12 protein-coding genes, 1 other RNA gene and 2 pseudogenes are annotated in these 16192 nt (G+C 56.1%); 5 read left to right on the top strand and 10 right to left on the bottom strand.

From position 1 onward, the window contains the following. Nucleotides 1–134: 134 nt before the first annotated feature. Nucleotides 135–548: RNase P RNA component class A (rnpB, locus tag M9920_13255), an RNA gene on the bottom strand. A 173-nt stretch (nucleotides 549–721) separates the two neighbouring features. Between rnpB and M9920_13250 the strand changes: the two genes are divergently transcribed. After that, nucleotides 722–1828 (top strand): pyridoxal phosphate-dependent aminotransferase family protein, encoded by a 1107-nt coding sequence (locus tag M9920_13250; protein ID MCO5053257.1) that lies wholly within the window; start codon nucleotides 722–724, stop codon nucleotides 1826–1828. On the opposite strand, the gene bcp is transcribed toward M9920_13250, so the two are convergent. The 9 genes and pseudogenes from bcp to M9920_13205 form a co-directional block, all read right to left on the bottom strand. Continuing rightward, complete coding sequence (bcp, locus tag M9920_13245) at nucleotides 1825–2298, bottom strand: thioredoxin-dependent thiol peroxidase (GenBank protein MCO5053256.1); 474 nt, start codon at nucleotides 2296–2298, stop codon at nucleotides 1825–1827. The two genes, M9920_13250 and bcp, sit on opposite strands and share 4 nt — an antisense overlap. Nucleotides 2299–2454: 156 nt before the next feature. Beyond that, nucleotides 2455–2865: a hypothetical protein gene (locus M9920_13240; GenBank protein MCO5053255.1), complete on the bottom strand. Its 411-nt coding sequence runs from the start codon at nucleotides 2863–2865 to the stop codon at nucleotides 2455–2457. Between the two features lie 17 nt (nucleotides 2866–2882). Further along, the gene (locus tag M9920_13235; GenBank protein MCO5053254.1) at nucleotides 2883–3668 is read right to left on the bottom strand and encodes a prepilin-type N-terminal cleavage/methylation domain-containing protein; all 786 of its coding nucleotides are present in this window, start codon (nucleotides 3666–3668) and stop codon (nucleotides 2883–2885) included. Nucleotides 3669–4303: 635 nt separating this feature from the next. Then, nucleotides 4304–5179: a hypothetical protein gene (locus M9920_13230; GenBank protein MCO5053253.1), complete on the bottom strand. Its 876-nt coding sequence runs from the start codon at nucleotides 5177–5179 to the stop codon at nucleotides 4304–4306. Next, nucleotides 5176–5955 (bottom strand): ABC transporter permease, encoded by a 780-nt coding sequence (locus M9920_13225; GenBank protein ID MCO5053252.1) that lies wholly within the window; start codon nucleotides 5953–5955, stop codon nucleotides 5176–5178. The genes M9920_13230 and M9920_13225 overlap by 4 nt, the downstream gene beginning before the upstream one ends. Next, on the bottom strand, nucleotides 5952–6710 hold the full coding sequence (locus M9920_13220) for an ABC transporter ATP-binding protein (protein MCO5053251.1): 759 nt from the start codon (nucleotides 6708–6710) through the stop codon (nucleotides 5952–5954). Before M9920_13220 ends, M9920_13225 begins: the two co-directional genes overlap by 4 nt. Nucleotides 6711–7456: 746 nt before the next feature. Next, entirely contained in the window at nucleotides 7457–9781 is a 2325-nt protein-coding gene (locus M9920_13215; GenBank protein ID MCO5053250.1) for a YfhO family protein, read from the bottom strand. A gap of 1025 nt (nucleotides 9782–10806) precedes the next feature. Next, nucleotides 10807–10911: pseudogene (locus tag M9920_13210) on the bottom strand (prepilin-type N-terminal cleavage/methylation domain-containing protein). Nucleotides 10912–12379: 1468 nt separating this feature from the next. Then, nucleotides 12380–12475 (bottom strand): annotated as a pseudogene (locus M9920_13205) (prepilin-type N-terminal cleavage/methylation domain-containing protein). A gap of 450 nt (nucleotides 12476–12925) precedes the next feature. Between M9920_13205 and M9920_13200 the strand changes: the two are divergent. The 4 genes from M9920_13200 (at nucleotide 12926) to M9920_13185 (ending at nucleotide 15977) form a co-directional block, all read left to right on the top strand. Beyond that, the gene (locus M9920_13200; protein MCO5053249.1) at nucleotides 12926–13312 is read left to right on the top strand and encodes a rhodanese-like domain-containing protein; all 387 of its coding nucleotides are present in this window, start codon (nucleotides 12926–12928) and stop codon (nucleotides 13310–13312) included. Between the two features lie 727 nt (nucleotides 13313–14039). Beyond that, nucleotides 14040–14336: a hypothetical protein gene (locus M9920_13195; GenBank protein MCO5053248.1), complete on the top strand. Its 297-nt coding sequence runs from the start codon at nucleotides 14040–14042 to the stop codon at nucleotides 14334–14336. Between the two features lie 23 nt (nucleotides 14337–14359). Next, nucleotides 14360–15370 carry a UPF0236 family protein gene (locus tag M9920_13190; GenBank protein ID MCO5053247.1) on the top strand — a complete coding sequence of 337 codons (1011 nt, stop codon included), beginning with the start codon at nucleotides 14360–14362 and terminating at the stop codon, nucleotides 15368–15370. Nucleotides 15371–15500: 130 nt separating this feature from the next. Continuing rightward, a complete protein-coding gene (locus M9920_13185) occupies nucleotides 15501–15977 on the top strand; it encodes a redoxin domain-containing protein (GenBank protein MCO5053246.1) in 477 nt (158 codons plus the stop codon). Nucleotides 15978–16192 lie beyond the last annotated feature (215 nt).

Here is a 16192-nt window from a genome sequence, read left to right as displayed (position 1 = left end):
TGCTCCCACTTTCTAATCGCCAGCTCGTGTGACCTGACGTCAGTTTGCAAAAGCCCGTCGCGCCTGCCAACTCCGCGCCGTTGAACCTCTGCCTCGTCGTCTGCGCCGGGGCGCAATGGGAGAAAAATTCCAGCGGTCCGGAAAGAGCTGTAAGCCGAATTCTGTTCCCCTTCTGACGAAGGAGCGAGAACCATTTATCTGAGCGGCCGATACCCGAAACCTGTCCGCTTTCGCGAACGCGAAACGAGCCATTTCTCGGTCTCCTATTTGGCCTTGCACCCGATGGGGTTTTCCGTGCCGCGTCGCTTGCGCTTCGCGCGGTGCGCTCTTACCGCACCTTTTCACCATCACCCGGAACGACATCGCTGCCGCGCCAGGCTGTCTGTTTTCTGTGGCACTTTCCGTCAGGACAACTCGCGTCGTCGCTGCCCGCGTGTATCGGCAACCTCGATCTTGCGACCTTGATTCCCGTTACGCGGCATCGCGCTCTATGGTGTTCGGACTTTCCTCCCGCAACTTGCGCTGCGAGCGATTCTCCACTCTTCCCGGACCGCGCCCAACCTACGTCACCTTCCCAGTAGCCACAAGCCGAACCCATCCTGATGAACCGCAAAAACCTCGTCGCAAAACCTGCCAACGAAAACGCTCAACCAGCGACGCCAGCGGTTGAGCCACCAAACTTTTCTCGCCGCACCCGGGAACGACTTGTTAGCGTTCCATCATGCAGATGGGTGAGTCCATGCAATCGGTGCGCCGCACGTATGTCCGACACCGCGGTCAAGTCCTCTCGTTTTTCGGCGGATGCGATTATCATCGGCTGACCGCGAATCCGCGAATCCAGCAAGCCATCACCACTGGTCTGCGGCGCTACGGTTTAAGCGTCGCGGCCTCGCGTTGCACCACCGGCAATCACGAGCTTTACGGTCGCTTGGAAAATCAACTCGCCCGATTTTTCAACGCCGAAACCGCCTTGCTCACCAACTCCGGTTACGTCACGAATCTGATGGTGGCGCAGGCATTGGCGGGACAATTCACTCATGCGCTTCTCGATGAACGCGCGCACATCAGTCTGGTGGATGCGTCCGCTTTGTTGTCCTGTCCGGTGCGGCGTTTTGCCCATCGTAATCCCGCCCGACTTGCGGCGGCGCTGCAACGATGTGGTCGCGCCGCGCGTCCGCTCGTGTTGACGGATGGCCTGTATGCCAACAACGGTTCGATTGCGCCGTTGGCGGATTATCTGCGTCTTCTGCCGAAAAACGGATTGGTGGTGGTGGATGACGCGCACGGAGTCGGGACGGTGGGCGCAACGGGTCGCGGCAGTCTTGAAGCCGAGCAAGTCAATCGCCAGCGAGTGGTGCAAACCCTGACGTTGAGTAAAGCGTTCGGCACGTACGGCGGGGCCATACTTGGACCACGCTGGCTGCGAGATAAGTTGCGGCAAACGCACTTGTTCATGGGCAGCACGCCCCTGCCGTTGCCGCTGGCACACGCGGCACTGATTGCGTTGCGCCGGTTGGAAACTAAACCCCGTCTGCTGACACGCCTTGTGGCCAACACCCAACGCGTCAAAAGCGCATTGCGCACGCATGGCTTTCCCCATTGCGAATTCCCCGGGCCGATCATGCCCGTGCAATTACGCTCAGCCCGCGCCAATACGCAGCTCAAACGCGCGTTGCGGCAACGAAAGATACTGCCGCCGTTCTTGCATTATCCCGGCTCGCCGGCGGGCGGTTATTTTCGATTTGTCATTTCCAGCGCCCACACGACCGCGCAATTGCGGCAACTGATCGAAACGCTCGTGCCCTTCGCGCCGCTGGTGGCGGATTAAAGCGCGGCCAAAACCTCGGTGGCGTGTTCGGCGGGTTTGACCTGTGGCCAGATTTTTTTGATCCGTCCATCCGGCCCAATCAGAAAGGTGACGCGATGCGTTCCCTCGTACTTTCGTCCCATGAACGTCTTGGTGCCCCACACCCCGTAGTCCGTGACGATTTTCCGATCCACATCGGCCAGCAACGGGAACGGCAGTTGGTATTTGGCGACGAACTTCATGTGCGCCTTGACGGGATCCACACTCACGCCCAGCACCACCGCGCGTTTCCGCTTGAACGCGGCGAATTGATCGCGAAATTCGCACGCTTCTCGGGTGCAACCGGGCGTATCGTCCTTGGGATAAAAATAAAGAATGACGTTGCGCCCCTTGAAATCGGCCAGCGTTACGGTCTTCCCGGCATCGGTGGTCGCGGTAAAATCGGGCGCGACATCCCCTTCCTTCAGTTTGAGCTTCAATGCAGCTGCCACCAGGCGAGTGTGACTCAAGCGACCGCTCCGGGCAAAGGTTTTGGTCGAGGAAGAACCGTGCATCTGACCGGGCGGAGTAGCGACAATTGCAAAGTGATGCGTCCAGTAGCTCGCGCCGCGAGGCTGGCAACCAGCGTCACGATGACTCCGTTGCCACTACTGCGAGCGCGTCCGTTCAATCGCCTTGAGTTGTGCCAGCGCCTGTTGATCGCCATTCCCGGCGCGGCGTTGCAGATCGGCAATCAGGGCTTGTTTCGCGCGCTGCACCACTTCCACCTGGTTGGCGGTGATTCCGGGCCGCTCTTGCGCGGTTTGCAACGCGATGACGCCCCCGGCGTAGTCGTTGGCCCGCGCAGCAGTCAAAGCGGTCTGGACCAACGCGTCAACCGCCGCCGTGGGGGTTGGATTGGAAACGGCTGACGCCGCGCCACCGGTCTCCGCAGTGGTCGCCGGAAACGCTTTTTCAAGTTCGCTCACCATGGAATCCGGCGTGGGAGACTTGTGGCAGGCCCCCAGCAGCCAAAGCGCGATTAACCAGGAGGAAATGGAAACTAACGATTTTTTCATGGCGCGTTAAGTTTGAATCAGCGCCCGTTGGCGGATTTAGGATAGCACCAAAGGCTGTTTTTCTGCGGGTCCGCGATCAATTGAGCCCACTTTTTCCACTTCACATAATCAGCGTGGCCGTCGAAATAAGCGAACATCGCTCCGGTGGAATGGCGCTCGGTTAATCCCTCGCTGGGCTTGCTGGCGCCGTCGTTGAAATTACCGCTATCTTTCTCATCGGTCTCCCAGAACAGCATATCGGTGCCCTTGAACGCGGAGTTCTGGTAAGTTTTCCCCAGCAAACCAGCCGACCAATCAAAACTCCCCGCGCCATTGATCACCGCGCCATTCATCAGGTAACTCGTGAATTTAATGTTGGCGAGTCGCCACGCGAGCAGGTTGGTCCGATGCAGCGGGCACATGTAAAGCGACCAATTGTTGAGCGTATGATAATAGAGCCCCTGAGTCGGACCATTGGTGGCGTTCGGCCCCGGAACTCCCGGCAAAGCGGCGCCGGGTTTATACAGCCAGCCCGCCGGCATTCTCGAATCGCGCGCCCCACTTTCTCCACCACAATTGGGCGGGGCGATACGGTCGTTGGACTCGGTGATATACAGGTTATGGCTCAACCCGATTTGCTTGAGGTTGTTCAAACAACGCGTTTGTTGAGCTTTGGCTTTGGCGCTGGCCAACGCCGGGAGCAGCATGGCCGCCAGGATGGCGATAATTGCAATCACCACCAATAGTTCAATCAAGGTGAAGGCAGCGCCACGCCAGCCCGGCCCGGCAACGGTGGTTGCACTACGAATAGCGCGGTAATGCATACGATGGCTTCGGTTCATACGAGTTTTAGGTCCGTTTAACTTATCGGTATCACGCCCGGTTGTGGTTGTCGGACCAGACTGTTGCCAATTTCCGCAATTCGTCAACTCAAATTTATTGGGTTGGCCATCGAAATTGGGAAGCGTGGCCGTCACTATTCAGAATGACTCCAATGGGAAAAATTGCTCTGGCGAGGCTGAAGAAGACCGCGAGGAAATCCGTCGCGACTATGTAGCGGCGGTCTATGACCGCCGCACTTCATACGCCGTGATGGAATTGAGGAAAAGAGTTAGCGCATTTTAAGTATTCCTATAGCCGCCGACATGACGCAGCGGGCCCTCCAACCTCAAGCCAAGCGTTGGGGTCAAACGGACGACCGCCCTTAGTTCGGGGCGAGCACCGGCGCGACCGCGTCTTGGACTGCGGCAGGCTTCTGCCGCTTTTCGATCGCGGGCCGATGATTCCACAGCGGCAGAAGCCTGCCGCACTCCAAAACCTCGCGGACAGAGGCGTTTGACCGTTCTGGGCGGCAACCTGTCGCCCACGGAGATCGCACGCCATTGGGTTCGCACGCTTTGCGTTTGGCTATCGGGCCCGGTCCAGCCAAACTCCAATCGAACCGTTCCGGCTAAGCTTCCTACGGAGCCGATTGCTTCGCGCGAATCCGCTCGATCCACGCTTGAATTGCTTCGGGATGGGGCGACACCGATTTGGCCAGTTCCAAGTCTTGAATTGCCTGCGAATAATTTTCGTCCTCCTCATCCAACTCGCCCAGATTGCTCGCAATCTTCGCCAGGTCGCGCCCGTTCGCTTCCCGCGCCGCATCGTCCTGTTTCTGCCAGCACTGCAACGCCGCCAGCCAGAGATTCCGCGCCCGCTCGTGATCTTGTTTGCTCTCCTTGTAGAGCTTGCCCATTTCAAACAACAACTCGTAGTTCGTCGGATTATTGCGCAAACCCTCGCGCAACACCGCTTCCGCTTCTTCCGGACGTTGCAAACTGCGACGCAACCAATACGCGGCCGTCGTGTACGTCTCGATGTTTTGCGGGTCCAACTCGATGGCCAGTTTCAGCCAGGGCAGAATTTCCCGCTCGTTGCCTTCCGTCAGATGCGAATGTTTCGTGATCCGGAACCGGTGAATGAACGCTTCCAGCCAATTCTCCGCCACTGGCGTCATCGCGGCAGCGTGTTCGTCCTCGTGCTCCTCATGATCATGTTCTTCACCGTCATGATCGTCGTGGTCATCCACGGCGCCCGTAACCGCTTTGGTGGTCGGCTGGTTGGCTCGGTCAAAAATGGAGGGGTACATTCCGCTGTGAAAATACACATCCGCCATTTCGACAAATTGTCCCGCAAATAAACGCCGGCCATCGCCCAGCAGTTTCTTAAAAGCGCCCTCGTCGCTCGCGCCGATGGCCGCTCGGCCGACGGCGCGCGAATACGTCACCGTCCCCAGCGTGTAGGCGAGCACGATCAGAAATGGAAATAATAACTTGGGCGAAACGGCTTTCATGTGCTGAGACTCTTGCGCCGGAAGAGCAGCCACGTGGCATACAGCAACACCCCGGCGTAAGCCGCCGCGTAAAGCGACGCCAGGCCACAATCCAGCCAGCCCGGCAGCGGTTGATCGTTGACGATCTGTCGCCGCACATCAAAGAGTTCAATATGCGGAATACAATAGAAGAGCGTATAGGTGATGGCCCGCACGGGTTCGGCCTGTTTGACCGCCAATTTCGCCAGGTGCTCGCCGATAAACAAAATGCCGAAAATGGCCACGAGACAGATCGTGACGTTTGAAGATACCGCCGTGAAAATAACCGAGCCTAACAGAGTCAAGCCAACCACCATGGCCAGCATCATCCAATGCAGGACCATGGATTTCACATACGCGCCCCACATCAAATGCGGCTCGCGCAATCCCGTGACCGCCACAAAGAAAACATAAAACACCAGCAACGCCAGACCGCTGGCCAGCCAGCAGCCGAGGAATTTTCCGGCAATCACCTGCCCCCGCGATACTGGCTTCGCCAGCAACGGAAAGATGGTGCGATCCTCCCGCTCCGCCGGGAGCTGTCGCGCCGTGGTGACAATGGTGATGATCAACGTGGAAAGCCAGATCAACAGCAGACAGATGTCTTTGACGTAACGGATGATTTTCGGGTCATCGAAAAAATTAACCGACAACGCGCCCAGCGTCAGCAACGCCGTCAGCACAAAGAGCACGTAGAAATCCTTGCGCCGATACAACTCCTTGATGACCACCATGGCCACGGCCCAAATGCGGCTCATGCGACCTCCTGCGGTTGATAGCCCACAATTTTCAGAAAGACCTGCTCCAAATTGTCCGCGTGATACTGCGCCACCAAATCCGCCACCACCCCCGTGGCTTTCAATTCGCCCTGATGCAAAATCGCCACGTGATCGCACACCGTTTCCACTTCACCCATCTCGTGTGAAGAGAAGAAAACGGTTTTGCCCTCGTTTTTAAGCCGCTGAATAATTTCGCGCACCTTCATGCGTCCCAATGGATCCAGACCACTGGTCGGTTCGTCCAAAATCAGCAGGTCCGGATTGTTGATCAACGCCTGCGCCAGGCCCACTCGTTGTCGCATCCCCTTGGAATAAGTTTTGATCGGACGTTTCGCCGCGTGCTCCAATTCCACCAAGGCGATCAGTTTTTCAATCCGCAAATCCGTCTCCGCTCGGGACAAACCAAACAACTTGGCGTAGAAGCGCAGCAACTCTTCGGCGGTCAGAAACTTGTAGTAATACGTCAGCTCGGGCAGGTACCCGATGCGTTGCCGGGCGATGGGTTGTCGCACATCTATGCCAAACAACGCGGCGCTGCCCGAAGTCGGGGGAATGAACCCGAGCAACACGTTCATCGTGGTGGTTTTGCCCGCGCCGTTTGGTCCCAGGAAACCGAACACTTCACCTTGGGTCACCTGAAGATTCAGTCCTTGCAGCGCAACTTTGGCGGGCTGACGCAACTTCCCGCCGGGATATTCCACCCGCAAATTTTCCACCTTCAAAATCACACTCATACGGCGAACCTCCGGAAGCGCACTTCACTGCGAGTACCGGATTTTCATTTCCAGGTCAACTCGGGAAGCATCCCACACGCCACAGTCCGCGATAAACACCAGCCACCCCAAAACAACCCCGCCACAGACGGAAGCATCACGAGTGCGGAACATTCCCTGTCAATTTTATGGAAAGCCGCAAAGAACGCAAAGAGCACAAAAAGGTGACAGGATGACCGGATGGACAGGATAAGGTGGGATTGAAGCCGCAAGAAAATCCATTGCGATTATATGTAGCGGCGGTCTATGACCGTCGCACTTCATGCGCCGTGGCGCCTCTGTCCGCGAGGTTTTGGACTGCGGCAGGCTTCTGCCGCTCCTACGGAGCTTGTGATTTGTTGCGGGTGAGTTTCCACACAGATGCCGCGCCGCTGGCGCTGGGAACGGAGCGCGGGCGGTCCCGCGCCCGCAGCGCTGCGCCAGACTAAAAGGCGTTGATTGATCCGCAAAGCCGATCTTCCCGTTCACGCGCTGCGGACGGAGACCGTCCGCGCTCCGGGAACGCCTCGGACTTTATTCCGCTGCCAATGGTTCCCCGGAGCGAGCTGGCGGTTGACCACATTACCGGTCGCGCCGGTGCTCGTCCCGAACCAAGGGCGGTCGTCCGTTTGACCCCAACGCTTGGCTTGAGGTTGGGAAACCCGCTCGTCATGTCGGCGGTTATAGGAATACTTAAAATGCTCTAACGGCGCTAAAGTTGGCGACGGTCATAGACCGCCGCTACAGATCTTCTCCAAGCACCGTTTGCGGCGATTCGCGGAACTAAAGCCCATCAAACCAGCCAGACAGCCGACCAAAGTAATCCCGGAAATAACCGCCCCGATCTTGAAGTTCGTATCCTGATAGGTCAGCACCACGTCATGTCGTCCGGTCGGAACTGCCAACGTTTGAAACGCATGATTCGCGCGCCAAAGCTGTACAGACTTACCATCCACCGTCGCGCGCCAATTGGGATAAAACGTCTGCGCGATCACCGCCACGGTCGGCGCATCGGTCTCGACGGTAAAGGTGATTTTATGTGCCGCATATTTCGGCTCCAAAATCTGTGCGTCCGCGTGACCGGCGACAGAAATTTTCCCTTGCGACTCCAAAGGTAAATAGACCTCCTGCTTCGGGGCAAACTCATCACTGGCCAACACCCGCAAGGTGGTTTCTTGATCGGCAAAGACCGGACGCTGGCCCGCCGTGACCAATGGCAACACATTGGTTCGCGCCTGCCACTCATAAAGTTTATCTGGAAACAGCACCTGACCGGCTCCCACAAAATCCGCAAGTGGCTTAGCTATACTGACAGCACTTTGATTAATAATGTGCAAAATTTCTGTATACTCTTTAATTCCAAGCGAGGAAAACCCGTCCACTTTGGGAATATGCTCCAACAGGTTACAGTTGAGACTTAATCCTCCTCGCAACGTCACGCAGTACGCTACCGGATCCTTCATCGTTCCGAAAATCAACGATGCTCTAGCCCCGCCGCATAAGATCGCTCGATCTCTTCCCAACTGCGGGCGTTGCGTCATATTTAACTCTAACGGACCAAATACGCGCGTGGTCGTTACGGGGTGCATGCGTAACCCAACGGTCGCGAAATCCAGAGCCATCAAACCAACCAAGGCCAATCCCCATTTCTTTCGTAATTCGCCTTTCTTCGCTCGCAACCAACCCCAACCGACTAAGATGAAACCGACCAGAAACCCTATCCGAATCAAACCATCTCGTAATGTTACATTCCAATCCTCATCTTCCCGAAGGTCAAGTGAAGCACTCCATAAGCTCGCTAAAATTACTACGACAACCAACACTCCGGACACCAGCAGAACCCGGCGTCCATTGTCATCTTTATCAAGACGAAAACTGTTGATGGCAAATGCCGCCAGCAGGGGTAATGCAAACACGGTGGCCGAGACAAACTTGATCGGGTAGCGGGCAAAACTGATGAATGGAAACACCTGCTTCACCCAATCATAAATTTTTCCCTCGCTTCCAAAAGCCAGGAGCATTGCCATGAATCCCCCGGCGGCCAGAACCCAGAAGTAACGATTTTTGACCCGTCCCAGGCCCACAAAAACCAGCAGCATCACACCAATACCGGGATAATAGGATTTCGTCCAAAACTGATCCGCCAAATGGTACGTACCTAGAGCCGATTGGAGTGCATGGACTTGGGGCACAAAAAAGTTTGCTACTCCCCACAAAGGCAATGGCCAGGCGTTGGCATATTCGTACGACATTCCACGATCAGAATGTCGGATCAGTTCAAACAACGGCAATAGCTGCACCGCCGCCAATCCAGATACGAAAATCACCAGCACGGTCAAGCGCCGCCAACCCACCCAAAAGCCCCTGCGACTCCGCGCCACTTCCACCAACCACAGCGCCAGGATAATGGTCCAGGTGAAGATGATGATTTCCGGCGCACCGGATAGCATTTGAATTCCGGCGGCCAATGCCGCGAGACTTAACCGGCGGAAGCCGCCTTGTCGCCAAGCGTAACCGACGAACAAGATCACCCACGGCTGCCAGGCTAATGCCGCCAGATTGCTCGTCCACAGCAGACAGTTCAGCATCAATCCATTCAGCCCGAAGGCCAGCCCCGCAACAAAAGCCGCTAATTGATTCTGCGTCCAATGGTGCGCCAGATAATACATTCCCAACCCTGCGATGATCAGGTGGCCCAATAAAAAAACATTCAAGGACCACGGCAGCGGAAAAATGAGATAGAACACGGACAGCGGATAGAGAACCCCGGTATTCCATTGTGCCAGAAACGGCACACCACAATTTATCAACGGATTCCAAAGCGGCACCTCTCCATTCCAAAACGATTCTCGGATATAATGAACTACTGGATACGTGAAAACCCCGTAGTCTTGAAAATAGAAAGTATTCGTGCCTAACACCACTCCCGGGTACAAAGCGAATAAAACGGTGGCTATGGTCAGAACCAATCCCCAAGGAGATAAAAAGTGCTCGCGCATTTTGGCGAGCAAGCTCTTGGCGGATGTTGGGCGGTCGTCGTTGGTGCAGTCCATTAGGAACAATTCAGTTTTTCTCTCCACAAAGCTGAGTCCAGATTAATCCCTATCAGTTATGATGGTTTTTCATCGCTACGTCCGATTTGGAGAACAGCTTGCGACAAATGGGCATAGAAATGTTCGTGCCAGAATCAGAGCCGCAACCCGTGAGCGTGATTTATCGGATTATAGCACGCAGGTCTCATCAGGATGAGACACCGTGTCATATTTTTTGGGCGGAGCGCATCCCACCGGTTGTCTGACCGACAGGATGACAGGATGGACAGGATAAGGTGGGATTGAAGCCGCAAGAAAATCCATTGCGATTATATGTAGCGGCGGTCTATGACCGTCGCACTTCATACGCGGTGATGGAATTGAGGAAAAGAATTTGCCACCGAGGCGCAGAGGCGGAGAGGATGGAGGATGGCGATAATTCCCGTTCGCGTGTTTTCGCAGTTCATCCATCCTGATCATCCTGCAATCCTGTCGCCCACGCCCACGCCCACGACTAGCCACAGAGACACCGAGACGCAGAGGATGAGATGACCACATCACCGGTCGCGCCGGTGCTCGTCCCGAGCCCAGGGCGGTTGTCCGTTTGACCCCAACGCTTGGCTTGAGGTTGGGAAACCCGCTCGTCATGTCGGCGGTTATAGGAATACTTAAAATGCTCTAACGGCGCTAAAGTTGGCGACGGTCATAGACCGCCGCTACATTAAAACGAAAAACCGGCTCGGAATGGCTCCCGAGCCGGCTTGTGATTTTAGATTAAATCTAAGTTCAGATCAGGGAATCGCATTCGGCAATTTGTGAGTCGCCACAGTGCAACTCGGAGAAGCCGTAAGCGCTCCGATGGTGTACGTACCTCCAGCCGGGCATGTCGGTGCTACAGTAATGTAGTTAGTTGATCCATAAAGGGCAGTAGCATCCGGCGTCGCAGTCGGAGCGGCACTGGTTTCCAGTGCCCACTGTTGCTTCGCTCCGTCAATCTGGCGGAGGTTGTTGATACACGCATTCGTGCGGGACGTTTCGCGTGCTTTCACGAAGTTCGGAATGGCGATCGCAGCCAAGAGGCCGATGATGGCCACCACGATCATGATTTCGACCAGCGTGAAACCCGCTTTACGGGAGGTATTGATCTTCATAGTTGTTCTGTTCTTTCTGTTAGCGGCGTGAACACAGCAGCAGGCGGGTTATACAATTGCGGTTGGTGTTCACCTGATTGCCTGCTGCAACCGCGTGCCCTTCCCTTAGCAGCGCCAATGCCAATCAGAGTTACCCCGGGTTCCACCCGGTTCGCCCCGGGGTTTAATTAAAGCCGCAAAGATCGCAAAGAAGTGACAGGATTACCGGATGGGTCGGGATTAAGATCACAAAGAAATCCATTGTGATTATGTAGCGGCGGTCTATGACCGTCGCACTTCATACGCCGTAATGGAACTGAGGGAAAGGCTTAGCCACTGAGACGCGGAGGCACGGAGGATGGAGGATAGTGGATGGTGGATGGCGATAATTCCCGTCCGTGTATTTCGCGGTTATATTTTCTTCATCCGCCGTGACGGAATTGAGGGAAAGACTTAGCCACTGAGGCACCGAGACGCAGAGAATGGGACGAGACTAAAACCGCAGAGAACTCAAAGATCGCAAAGAAATGCCTTTGTTTTTTTGCGCTTTATGCGCTTTTTTGCGGCTATCCTTCCCAAGCCTTCCCCGTTCGCGTATTTCGTGGTTCATCCCATCCTGATCATCCGGTAATCCTGTCCACCAAGACTAGCCACTGAGGCACCGAGACGCGGAGGCACGGAGGATGGTGGATAGTGGATGGTGGATGGCGATAATTTCCGTTCGCGTATTTTGTGTATTTCGCGGTTATATTTTCTTTAACCGACAAGATGACAGGATGGCCAGGATAAGGCGGAATTGAATCCGCCAAGACCGCAGAGAAATGCCTTTATTTTTGCGCCTTATGCGCTTTTTTGCGGCTATCCCTCAAGCCTTTCCCGTTCGCGTATTTCGCGGTTCATCCCATCCTGATCATCCGGTAATCCTGTCCCCCAAGACTAGCCACTGAGACGCAGTAGATGGAGGATAGTGGATAGTGGATGGAGAATAGACCCAGCCCGCGCCATTTAACGATTTAACGATTTAACGATTGGAAGCCATTCCTTTGTCGTTTATTCCCCTGCCCTTGAGTCAGTGACGGTCATAGACCGCCGCTACATCGCTTCTTCACCAATCAACACGAATGCCCCGCACAATGGCCTTGATTTTATTGGGGTTCATCCGTGTGTATCCGTGGTTGAATCTGAACGATTCAGCGTTTGCTTAATGGCCGACTTGGCGTCCCAAACGGTGCGGCGGGGTGCTGTTTTCATTGGGGCAAGTCACACTGGGCACGGAGGCCACGGTACCGCCCAAAACGTAATCCACATTTCCCGCCGGGCACACGGGCATGATCTTGTCTTTGATGTATTCCCGAATGTTATCCGCAGTGACCGGATCAGCATCGCGCTTGTTGTTTTCCAGGGCGTATTGCTGAATGGCATTGTCAATCTGCCGCATATTGGCGATGCAGGCATTGGCCTGGGCGGTATTGCGGGCTTTGATCATGTTGGGGATGGCGATGGCCGCCAACATCCCGATAATCGCCACCACAATCATGATTTCCACCAGCGTAAAGCCGGCATTTTGCTTTGCTTGAATTTTCATCGCTCCATTTCCTTTGACTTAAACCCGTCATTTTCGGCCTGAAACTGGTCCAGAACCTCGATTTTTGTCCAGCGTAGCGGACTTTTATCCGTTTGCAACGCGCAACCTGCGGCGGCGGGACGAAACTTTGCCCATCCAACTTCCGTAAATCACCCGAGCGCCTCTCGCAGCGGCGTGTCTCGGTCTGAGACATGTCCCGAGACACAATCACCAGATCAGACACAAAGTTGCGACGGGGGAGACTTCCGCAGCGACAGGTCTTCTGCCACGTCAACCGGCGTGAAATTTCCCGGTCTTTTAAGTTGCGTCCCGGTTTGATGCCGTTAAGGTGCTAACCGGTGGCAAAAGAGATTCACGGAGGTGGCTCTCGCGGTGGGCATCCGGCAGGTGCAAATCGTCCAAACTCGTGGAATTGTCATCATCCTCAAAAACCAACAACGACTGAAAATCATGAAAAAATTACTGGCGCTGTTCATCATCACCATCGGGGTCGCGACTGGGTTCGCGGTCGAATTCGCCGATCTCTCGGTTAAGGAGGTCAAGGCGCTCGTTGAAACCAAGACGGCCGTGATTATTGACGCGAATGGTACGGCGTCCTTTAAACGCGGGCGCGTCCCGGGAGCTTTGAATTTCGCCGAAATTGAAAACAAACTCCCCAGCGTGCTACCGGCGGATAAGAACACATTGATCGTGGCGTACTGCGGGCATCCCAAGTGCCTGGCGTATAAAGAGGCGGCCCAGGCGGCGGTCAAATTGGGCTACACCAACGTCAAGTACATGTCGGCGGGAATTCAAGGCTGGAAAGCCGCCGGCGAAAAATTGGAAAAGTCGAAATAGCCGGCGCGCGGAATGGACGATCACTCCCGGCGGCTCGCTTCACGTCTGAAAACATGGGGCGGCCGCCGGGGCGCGCGAACCGGCGCACGAGCTGCCTTGAAAAAAGCGCGCGGCAGAGATGTAGCGGCGCTCTATGACCGCCGCAACTCAAGGACAGAGGAATGGGAATTGAGGGAGCATCGCCGCCCTCGGCGGTGGTCGTTCGCGCCCTCGCGGACGACATCCCTGCCGCCTCCAACGGACAGGATTGCCGGATGATCAGGATGGAATGGGCTGCGAAACGTGCGAACGGGAAACGTTTCAGAAGGATAGCCGCAAAAAAGCGCATAGGGCGCAAAAATAAGGGCATTTCTTTGCGCTCTTTGAGTTCTTTGCGGCTTCAATCCCACCTTATCCTGTCCATCCTGTCATCTTGTCGGTTAGAGAAAATATAATCGCGAAATACACAAAATACGCGAACGGGAATTATCGCCATCCTCCATTATCTATCCACTATCCACCATCCTCCGCGTCTCGGTGTCTCTGTGGCCAAGGCTTTCCCTCAATTCCATCACGGCGCTTGGAGTGCGACGGTCATAGACCGCCGCTACATACCAAACCCGTTTGCAACGCAGTGGCAGGTAGAATGGAGGGAAGGGTGTGATTGGAAGTGACGGTCAAAGGCTAATTTTTTGTAAGTGATTTAGCCCTGGCGCCTTGGAACGATTTTGTATATTTGAAGTGGTTCATGAACGATGAACGACCGAAATCCAAAAACGTTTCCCCTTCCCGCCGATCCCTGGAAGAGCGGTTGGCGCATCGGCCCGACGTGCTGGCACGGCTGCACGAACTGGCCGATACGCTCGACCAATCCGTCACCGACGACTGCACCGCCGATGAAGCCGAAGCGCGCGTGAGCGCGCAGGTGCGCCAATTGGCTCAGGAGCTTTTGGGCCAGTGGGCCCGCGAAGCCGAGGCCCACACCCAAGCCCAGGTGCCCCAGCGCCATCCGGATGCCATTCACTACGGTAAAAAAAAAGACTGACGTGGCAGACCACCTTTGGGTGGGTGGAAGTCCAGGAGACGCAATGGCGGCTGGGCCGGCGCGGCCGGTTGTTGCGCCCCTTCTGCCAACGGGCCAGGGTGAATCCGCGCGGCCGTTCGCGGCGGTTGCAACGGGCGCTGGTGGATTTCGGGGCCGAGGAAAGTTTTGCCCGCGCCGCTCAACGCGTGCGGGAACACTACGGGCTGGACGTGACGGCCACAGCGGTGCGCCAGCACACCTTGGCGCACGGGGCGCGGATCAGCGCCTTGGCCGTCACGCCGCCCAAACGCGCGGTCCGCACGCTGGTCACGCAACTGGACGGCAGTCTGATTCCCATCATGGTGCCGCCCACCCACAGCGAAGATCGTCGCTGCGGCAAACAACTCATCTGGCGCGAAGCGCGTTTGTGTCTGGCTCGGCCCAAAGACTCGGCCACGCCCTGCTACGGCGCCACCTTGGGCAGCGTGACGCTGGCTGGCGCGATGTGGCGGGCCACGGCCCAAGCCGCCGGGCTGGGCGCACGCACGCACGTCCATGGGGTGGGCGACGGGGCGGCCTGGATTCTCACCCAGTTCCAGGAACAGTTCGGCGCGCAAGGTGATTACTTGTTGGACTTCTACCACGTGAGCGAATACCTCGCGGCGGCCGCGACGGTGATTCACCCCAAAAATCCCGAACGCTGGCGCCGCCGCCAACAAAGCCGGTTGCTGGAAAACAAGGTGTCGGCCGTGCTGCGGGCGTTGACTGCGCACCTCGAACCCGAAGGCGTGCCGACCGCGCCCGTGCGGGCGGCGTACCGCTACTTGAGCGAACGGCGGGCGCATCTGGACTATGCGGGCGCACGGACGGCGGGACTGGAGATCGGCTCCGGCGAGATTGAAAGCGGCCATCGGCATGTGATTCAACAACGGCTCAAACTGGCGGGCAGTTGGTGGAAGGAAACCAACGCCGAAGCCATGCTAGGCCTACGCGTGGCCCGCGCCAACCAACTCTGGTCGCGCTACTGGTCCACGCCAAAACTCGGCCTCAATTGACCGTCACTTCCAATCACACCCTGGAGGGAATGGACGTTTGACAGTCCGGCTGCATCTGTTAATGCTGTTAATGGTTTGTAGAATCATTTGAAAATTAAATCTTAGAATAGAAAAGGAAAAGGAAACGATTATGCCAATAGCCGTGGGAAGCAAAGCTCCAGAGTTTAGCCTGAAATCCAAGTCGCCCGCCGATGTTGAAGTCAAACTCAGCAATAATTTAGGCAAGAAGAACACGGTTTTGCTGTTCTTTCCGCTGGCCTTCACCGGCGTTTGCACTTCGGAACTGTGCGGGGTGACGGCGGGATTGAACGCTTACAAGGATTTGAACGCGGACGTGATCGCGATCAGCGTGGACAGCCCGTTTGCCCAGTTGGCGTGGGCGCAGAAGGAAAACATCGGGATCACGCTGGCCAGCGATCTAAACAAGGAAACCACGAAGGCTTACGGGGTCTTGTTCCCGAATTTGCTGGGTTTGGGCGATACCGCGGCGCGCGCGGCTTTTGTCATTGATAAAAACGGCGTGGTGCAATACGCGGAGCAAACGCCGACGCCGCACGACCTGCCCAATTTCGAGCAGGTGAAAGCGACTTTGGCGAAGCTGAAATAGCCGCAACCGATTTCGGACCGGATCATTCTTGGAGTGGAATTGGTTTCCGCTCCAAGAATTTTGGTTTTCAGGGAAAAGCAAGCTTGACGCGTGGAGGAAGCTTCTCTACGGTGCAGCTTAACGGTAAAGTTTGACGCTGGCATCAGCTGGCACGCGAAGTCGGAAGAATAACCTCTGCCGACTTTTTTGTTCCCCGCGTGGGGAGAAACATGAGA

It is taken from the genome of Verrucomicrobiia bacterium (assembly GCA_023953615.1).
GTDB lineage: Bacteria > Verrucomicrobiota > Verrucomicrobiia > Limisphaerales > JADLHS01 > JADLHS01.
Note: the sequence above shows the minus strand (reverse complement) of the source record. Positions and strands in the feature narration are given on the sequence as shown.